The 1,805-nt window shown below is 34.8% G+C and carries 3 protein-coding genes; 1 reads left to right on the forward strand and 2 read right to left on the reverse strand.

The genetic code is table 11. The features are described from left to right. Positions 1–149 precede the first annotated feature (149 nt). Positions 150–323 carry a hypothetical protein gene (locus AO843_RS24760; RefSeq protein ID WP_156314036.1) on the reverse strand — a complete coding sequence of 58 codons (174 nt, stop codon included), beginning with the start codon at positions 321–323 and terminating at the stop codon, positions 150–152. Between the two features lie 244 nt (positions 324–567). Continuing rightward, positions 568–732: a hypothetical protein gene (locus tag AO843_RS24765; RefSeq protein WP_156314037.1), complete on the reverse strand. Its 165-nt coding sequence runs from the start codon at positions 730–732 to the stop codon at positions 568–570. 491 nt (positions 733–1,223) lie between these two features. Between AO843_RS24765 and AO843_RS24770 the strand changes: the two genes are divergently transcribed. Continuing rightward, positions 1,224–1,454: a hypothetical protein gene (locus AO843_RS24770; RefSeq protein ID WP_156314038.1), complete on the forward strand. Its 231-nt coding sequence runs from the start codon at positions 1,224–1,226 to the stop codon at positions 1,452–1,454. Positions 1,455–1,805 lie beyond the last annotated feature (351 nt).

Here is a 1,805-nt window from a genome sequence, read left to right on the forward strand (position 1 = left end):
TTCGGCATTGATTTACCAAATATTGAAAATGAAAGAGAAAGAAAAATGACAAAAGTCATAGAGAGTGAACTTCTCGATGGCTTTTGTCTACAGTCTGAAGCACCCATATTTGGGTGCCCTTTTAAAGTTGTTTAGTTTTCATTAAACATTTAAGGTTGGATTGGACATGCCTTTCCAGGAACACATGTTGGAGGTTTAGAAGGATACCCTCCGCTGCTACCTCCTCCTTGATCGTTTGTCGCGCTTGCGCCCGCACCAAATGATAAAGTTACAACTAGAAGAGTTGCTGTAGCCACTGACCATATTGTTTTTTTCTTTTTCATTAATACATTCACTCCTTCATCTGTTTTTTTATGTTACATTTACTATATTAGACATTATATGTAAAAATCCTTCAAGTTTTTAAAAAAATTTTTTCAAGAGACGAATCTTTTACCCTACTCTGGATATTTAATGTTTAAACTAATGCAATACACTATATTGCACAATAAAAGCATTCAACTTTTTTTATTGGTTAAGTGCTTCTACTCAATTATTTCAATTGTTATAACTTCATTTTCATTAAAGTTAAAAATTCAAGGCTTCATCCATCTTTAAGTAAGCGATATTTCGGTTTGATTGCAGACCTTGGTAAGCAAACACACCATCCCGATTCCCTGACAAAGCGTAAATTGTCCATACTCTACCTTTGTAATAAATCACTTTATCGTACAGATCAATATCCTGATTCATTTATATTTCTCCTCTCTTTTGCTTCACAATATTTATCAATCTCAAATTGCTATGTAAGATTCGCTTTTTATTTATTATTTTTGATTGTACATTAGAGAAATTGATTTCTACTTTATGAAAATTCCCTTTCTGCTTTTCTATCTCTTACTGAACATTTTCTTTCAAATCTTCACTTAGCTATCCTACGCAAATTACTATTTTGCTTCAGCTTTATCCATATGCTCAGAATTCCCTATAAACCTTACATCCTCTACCTTGTTTATTGATGGTCAATATTATGTTTATGTTTTCCTTAACAAACCAATCGCCACATCAAAAATGGTAAGATTTTTGTCATGAACTATCACATTCCTGAAAACTTCTATAAATAAAAGGCATTATGTAAACAATCCAAATCGGCCTTTGCAAAGATCCCAAACCTGTGTCTTAGTCTAAGCAGCTTCATGGATTGAACATAGCCTATACTATATCAATTGAAGGGAGTTAAAAAAATGGTAAATCCAATGCGTTTTAATGACGGACGCCGATTTCCCCCAGGTATGAGACCAGCTTTTCCAGGCGGGAGACCATTTTTTCCAGGTATGAACCCGTTCTTTCCAGGCGGGAGACCATTTTTTCCAGGTATGAACCCATTTTTCCCAGTCGGGACTCCATTTTTCCCAGGTATGAACCCGTTCTTCCCTGGCTTCGGAAACCAAATGTTTCCTCGTTTCCCTAGATAAATAGGAATCTTTTTTTGAATAACAGATTTGTAGCTACTCCAATCATGGAATAAGTCACTCAAAATGAGTGGCTTTTTATTTTTTCTTTGTACAGCATTATAAGAAAATCCACATGATTATAAGTAGTGCTAAATCATTTTCATGTGCTATGTAAAAAGAACACCCATGTAGGTGTTCTTTCAGACTGTAGACAAAAGCCATCGAGAAGTTCACTCTCGATGACTTTTGTCATTTTTCTTTCTCTTTCATTTCCAATATTTGGTAAATCACTGCCGAATCCAACATACTCTTCGAGCATAGTTGCTCTCTTAAGCTACTTGCCACGTCCAAGTAGCCAGTTTCTTTAAATTC

The organism is Lysinibacillus sp. ZYM-1 (genome assembly GCF_001308875.1).
Lineage (GTDB): Bacteria > Bacillota > Bacilli > Bacillales_A > Planococcaceae > Lysinibacillus.